Annotated in this window: 5 protein-coding genes; 1 reads left to right on the top strand and 4 read right to left on the bottom strand. The window is 32.5% G+C overall.

The window, feature by feature from the left end:
* Nucleotides 1-933: 933 nt before the first annotated feature.
* The 4 genes from gpmI to ABFR62_12470 form a co-directional block, all read right to left on the bottom strand.
* Nucleotides 934-2,460 carry a 2,3-bisphosphoglycerate-independent phosphoglycerate mutase gene (gene gpmI / locus ABFR62_12485; protein ID MEN8139241.1) on the bottom strand — a complete coding sequence of 509 codons (1,527 nt, stop codon included), beginning with the start codon at nt 2,458-2,460 and terminating at the stop codon, nt 934-936.
* A 343-nt stretch (nt 2,461-2,803) separates the two neighbouring features.
* Complete coding sequence (locus ABFR62_12480) at nt 2,804-3,235, bottom strand: GNAT family N-acetyltransferase (GenBank protein ID MEN8139240.1); 432 nt, start codon at nt 3,233-3,235, stop codon at nt 2,804-2,806.
* Between the two features lies 1 nt (nt 3,236).
* Nucleotides 3,237-3,920 (bottom strand): isoprenoid biosynthesis glyoxalase ElbB, encoded by a 684-nt coding sequence (elbB, locus tag ABFR62_12475; GenBank protein ID MEN8139239.1) that lies wholly within the window; start codon nt 3,918-3,920, stop codon nt 3,237-3,239.
* A gap of 159 nt (nt 3,921-4,079) precedes the next feature.
* Nucleotides 4,080-4,820, bottom strand: coding sequence for a glycosyltransferase family 2 protein (locus tag ABFR62_12470; protein ID MEN8139238.1), 741 nt, complete (start codon nt 4,818-4,820; stop codon nt 4,080-4,082).
* A 122-nt stretch (nt 4,821-4,942) separates the two neighbouring features.
* On the opposite strand from ABFR62_12470, the gene ABFR62_12465 reads away from it, so the two are divergent.
* Complete coding sequence (locus tag ABFR62_12465) at nt 4,943-6,070, top strand: alpha/beta hydrolase-fold protein (protein MEN8139237.1); 1,128 nt, start codon at nt 4,943-4,945, stop codon at nt 6,068-6,070.
* The last annotated feature ends 230 nt before the right edge of the window (nt 6,071-6,300 follow it).

Here is a 6,300-nt window from a genome sequence, read left to right as displayed (position 1 = left end):
TTTTTATTGTATTATTCAATATCTATTATCTTTCAAAAAAAGAACAGCCGTAATTCTAAAAAAAGAATTACGACTGAAGTTGTAATAAATTCTATGTAACTATATTAATTATTAATAGTAAAACTGTTTTCTACAACATTACTTTTAATAATTGAACTTTCATGGTTGTAATCGTTACCTGGTGTGCTAGAACTTGATGTTTTCAATAAAAAAATAAGAATTATCAGCAATACTGCAATTGCGTGAAATATGCTATAGTTATTTTCTTCTTTAGTCATTTCTTATCCTTTTATTAACTACTTTACAAAAGTAAGGATAGCGTTATGCCTGAAAAATATTTTAGGATGAAGGTATTTAGGCAGTGATGAATTGAATTATTATTATGATGAGTGATAATATGACTCAGAGTTGCGTATTATTATTTGTGGTCATAGTCATGAAAAAACCGACCAGTAAAAATGATCGGTTTAGTTATACCAGTTATAAATTAAAATTACTGGATTAAATCGCTTTATTTTGCCCATAGCTTCAAAATAAAATTAAACCGTCTAGGCTGAGCCAAGATGCTTGAATTTTACTCAGGAATATTTACTTTCATAGGTCTTCGTGATTCGCTTCGCTTAATTCTTTATTACTATGAACAAAATAAACCCAATTTTCTTTCCAGTAAATTTAAATCACAACTGGTATTATAATCTCAGTTCGATGAGAGATTATTCATAATTGTTTTTAATTCTCTCATCGAACTCAGGTAAATTTAAAAGTCTAATACCAACTACACATCAAAATGACATATAAAACCTTTGTCTTTTCAATTTTATCTTCTGTAAAAAATAGTTCCGTCTAGGCTTAGCCTAGATGCAACGATTTTTGTAAATCGTTAAAATCAAAAATACTTTGATTTTAACATGTCATTCTGAAACGTAATTGGTATTATTTTACAATTAAAGACTCTCTTTCCATAGATTTCGGTTTTTCAACTCCCATAAGGTCTAAAATAGTAGGAGCAACATCGGCTAAAATTCCATCTTTTATTTCTCCTTTAAACTCATTATCAATAATGATAAAAGGTACCGGATTTGTAGTGTGTGCCGTATTTGGAGACCCATCTTTGTTGATCATGAAATCAGAATTTCCGTGATCAGCAAGAATAAGAGTTGTATAGTCATTTTTAAGAGCTGATTTAACAACTGTTTCAACCTGCTTGTCAACTGTTTCAACAGCTTGCATAGCAGCGTTGAAAATTCCTGTGTGACCAACCATATCAGAGTTTGCATAGTTTAGAACTACTAATTCAGCTTCCTGCTTGTCTAATTCCGGTAAAAGTGCAGCTGTAACTTCCAAAGCACTCATTTCCGGTTTTAAATCGTATGTGGCAACTTTAGGAGAGTTAATAAGTATTCTCTCTTCGTTTTTGAATGGCTCTTCACGGCCTCCGTTGAAAAAGAAAGTTACGTGAGCGTATTTTTCTGTTTCAGCAATTCTTATTTGTTTCTTATTCAGGTCTGAGATTATTTCTCCCAAAGTTTCTTTTACGTTTTCTTTGTCGTAAAGAACATTTACATTTTTAAACGACTCATCGTAATTAGTCATCGTAATAAAATGCAAATCTAATTTATGCATGTTATATTCGTGGAAATCCTCCTGCGATAATACCTGAGATATCTCTCTACCACGGTCTGTTCTGTAGTTAAACATAAAAACAACATCACCTTCTTCGATAGTCCCTCTTGCTTCACCATTTTCATTAGTTAGTACAACCGGCTTTATGAATTCGTCAGTAAGATCGTTTTCATATGATTTTGAAACAGCCTCAACCCCTGAATTGAATTTCTCTCCAACAGCATTAACCATTACATCGTAGGCTTCTTTTACACGTTCCCATCGTTTATCTCTGTCCATTGCATAAAAACGCCCAATGATAGTTGCCAGTTGAGCATTAGTACCCGACATAAAGTTTTCAATATTCTCTACAAATCCTTTTCCCGACTTTGGATCAACATCACGTCCATCCATGAATGCGTGAACAAAAACATCTTTTACACCAGCCTCTTCTGCAGCATTAAGTAAGCCTTTTAGATGTTCGATATGAGAGTGAACACCTCCATTTGAAAGTAACCCGGTAAAGTGTACTTTTTTGTTATTAGCCTTAGCATATTCAAAAGCTTCTACAAGTACTTTCTCCTTGTTTATGCTTTTATCTTCAACAGCAAGATTGATTTTTACAAGATCCTGATAAACAATTCTACCCGCACCAAGATTCATATGTCCTACTTCTGAATTACCCATTTGTCCATCAGGTAACCCTACTTGCATCCCCGAAGTTCCTAATGTTGAATTAGGGTAGTTTTTATATAGAGAGTCTATGAATCCGGTGTTTGCCCTGCATATTGCAGATGATTCTTTTACGTCGGCAATTCCCCAACCATCTAAAATCATCAAAATAACCTTCTTGCTCATAATTGTTTTTTTTATATAACTCACTGATAAAGTGTAAATAGTACACTTTTTACAAATAAAGTGATGCAAAGATATGAATATTTTTGGGCTTAAACAATTGGAACTAATTGTCATGGAGCAAAAAAAAAGACCTGATTCGAACGAAACAGATCTTTTTTAAACTAACCCAAAATCTTACTATGAAAAACTCTCACTTAACTACTCTTTGTGAAGTTAGAAAGCAACTATAGTTGTTTTCTGATGCAAATGTGTTACTAAAAATTAATATCTGATAATTACATTGATAAAATCAAAGATTTAATTACAAGTGCTACTTTATTTATTATGAATGGATTAGTTTGATTTACATTTTTTGTATTTTTTTTCTGTAATAGTATCTTTCAAATCCTTTCGGAAAATCAGATTCAGTACCAATTTTTTCAAAACCATTTTTTTCATAGAACTCCGGTGCCTGAAATGAAAAGGTATCTAAAGTAATATATCTGCAACTTCTTCTTATAGCTTCTTTTTCGGCTTCATCAAGTAGCCTTTTGCCCAGTCCCATATTTCTGTTTTCGGGATTAACAGCAAGAGTTTTTATCTCTAAGGTTTCCCATAGAGAACGGCCAAAAAGCCCACCAATAATTTCATTGTCGTTATCTCTTAGAACTATTTCAAGGGGTTTATTATTTTTACTATTGTATTTATGACCTTTACTAAGATTATATTCATTCAGAAGCTCAACTATTCTATCATATGATTTTTTGTCGATTTTGTCGCTTACTTTTATATTCATGCTAAATTAATTCAAACATTTTGTCTACAGCCTGTTTAATATTGTTTCTTACTTCCAGCAATGTTGCTTCCATCATGTAGCAGGGAGCAGTAATAATATTTGAGTTTTCATCGTAACTAATCTCCGTTATTGATTTCATTTCGGCAACATGACCCAGTGACTTCATTCCTTCCGAAATAGCACCTATTTCGTAAGGCGATTTTTCGCTTGTGGTACCAACGGTAAGTTTGGCCGATAACTTTTCATTACTAAGTGCTTTTGCTATTGTAGTAGGCGACATACAAAGCCCTACAATGGGTTTCTTCTGAGTTATGAATTCATTAATCACTCTTGCAACATCCTTGTTGATATTTCCTTCAGGACCTTCGAAAGCCCATTTAGTAAGGTTTTTTGCAGTTCCAAATCCTCCCGGCATTACAAGACCGGCCATTTCTGAAATTTTTAAGTCTTTAATATCTATAATTTCACCCCGTGCTATTCTGGCCGACTCTACGAGTATGTTTCTTGATTCGTTCATTTCTTCACCTGTAGTGTGGTTTATTACATGGTGCTGATCGATATTAGGAGCAAAACAAACCGTTTTTCCTCCGTTTTCGGCTATTGCCAATAAAGATAAAACCGCTTCGTGAATTTCCGTACCATCGTAAACTCCGTTTCCGTGTAGTAAGACTGCTATTTTCTTCATTTTGTTAAATTTTGTGTTTTAGTCGTATGTAATTAGATAAAATACATTTACCCCGTGGAATAAATTATTTAATATGAAGGTACTAAAAAGTAATGAGTTCTTTAGGCGGATGAGTGTCCATTATTAGACTTCAAAAATCGAACGTCTAAACTCTAAAACCTACTTGTATAGGTCAGATTTCATCAATCCTATTCGGTTTAAAAAGTGAGTTATTGAAACTCTAATCACTCCAATTCCATAAATATAGCTGTCTTTCAGGCTAATTGAAGAAGCATTGTCGAAGTATTTTGTCGGACAGGTAATTTCAGCAATGTCAATTTTTTTGTAAATTATTTGGGATAGCATTTCGTTATCGAAAATGAAATTATTTGAATTATCATTATAATTAATGCTTTTGAGAACTTCGCTCGAAAAAGCTCTGTAACCGGTATGATATTCCGATAACTTATAATTAACTAAGAGGTTTTGTGTAAGTGTCAGTAATCGGTTTGATATGTATTTATACCATGGCATGCCACCTTTTAATGCCCCTTTTCCAAGAATTCTGGACCCTAAAACAACAGGATATATATCGTTTGCAATAATATAAGCCATAGATTCAATTAACTTTGGAGTGTATTGATAATCGGGGTGGAGCATTATTACAATATCTCCCCCAAGTTCAAGTGACTTGTTGTAACATGATTTTTGATTCGCTCCGTAACCTTTGTTGACATCATGCTTAATTATATGACTGATTCCGATTTTTTTGCCTACTTCAACAGTATTGTCTTTACTGTTATCATCAACTAAAACAACTTCATCAACAATATCAAATGGAATTTCATTATATGTTTGTTCCAGTGTCGTCTCAGCATTATAAGCCGGAAGAACTACAACTACTTTTTTGTTGTGGATCATATATGTTTTTCATATCTAGTTAGTTATTACAAATTAATAAATAGAAATGATTTATAAAACATTATTCTATATTTGTTTTTTAATTGTCCGATTTATTTTTTCGAAAATCTAAGTTTATTATTATGAATAAGTATATATATTCAACATTCCTATTCACATTTATATCGATCTTTAGTTATAGTCAGGTGTTGTTGCATATAAGTAAAGTTCCAAATGACACTCCGGATTCGGACACTCTATATTTTGCATCAAGTATTAATAATTGGAGAGCTGATGATCCAAAATATGCATTTACAAAAGATATTTCAGGCAATTACAGGTTAGATATTCAGGATGTAAGTTTTCCTTTGGAATATAAAATAACACGAGGTAATTGGAATAATGTAGAAACAGATAGCCGAGGAAACAGTATAGATAATAGAACTATTAAAAGAGCTAAGGCAATTGGAGATTCAATAGAAGTTGATGGATGGTATGATCACCTGTATAAGGAAGAAAATACATTATCGAAAAACGTGTTGATTTTGGATGATGATTTCTATATGCCTCAATTAAACAGAAATAGAAGAATTTGGATTTATTTGCCCGAAAGCTACTCGTCTTCGGATAAAAAATATCCTGTTTTGTACATGCATGACGGACAAAATTTATTCAATAGTGCAAGTTCTTTTGCCGGAGAGTGGGAGGTTGATGAAACAATGGATAAATTGATTGCTGAAGGAAACAGAGAAGCTATAATAGTTGGAATCGATAATGGTGGAAAGTTCAGAATAGATGAACTTACTCCTTTCGAAAATTCGGAATATGGAGGAGGAGATGGCGGAAAGTACGTTGAATTCATTGTAAATACGCTAAAACCATTTGTTGATAGTAAGTATAGAACATTAAGCGATAGGGAAAATACAGCTATAATGGGAAGCTCATTAGGCGGACTAATATCTTTTTATGCAATACTGAAGTTTAAGAACATTTTTTCAAAAGCAGGTGTAATGTCTCCATCTTTTTGGTTTTCGGAAAGAATATATTTTATACCCCAATACAGAGAGAATATGTTTATGAAAGTACACTTTTCTGCAGGTGATTCTGAGAGTGAAACCATGCTGTTGGATATAGATAAAATGATTGAAAAAATGAAAAAAATGGGTTATCCGGATTCTTCATATAGGCTTAAGGTTGTAAAAGACGGGAAACATAATGAAGAACAATGGCGAAAAGAGTTTTTGTATGCCTACAAATGGTTGATGAATTGATAGTATATTCTTTAGATAGTTATAAGAAAGGTGTAATAACAAATTAACATCAAAATGCACTGTAAATTATTCGGGAGAGTTATTTTTTAATTGTCCTCATGATTGCTTCGCAGTTCTTTGTCTTTTTCATTTTCTTTAAAAAATAGTTTATTCACGAACTATATTATTATAGGTGTTCATGAATCTTCGATTTCGTAGCTCTGGCTATGCAACGATTTTTATAAATTGCT

Source organism: Bacteroidota bacterium (assembly GCA_039714315.1).
In the GTDB taxonomy this organism is placed as follows: Bacteria; Bacteroidota; Bacteroidia; order Flavobacteriales; family JADGDT01; genus JADGDT01.
This window is presented reverse-complemented; position numbering and strand designations above follow the sequence as displayed.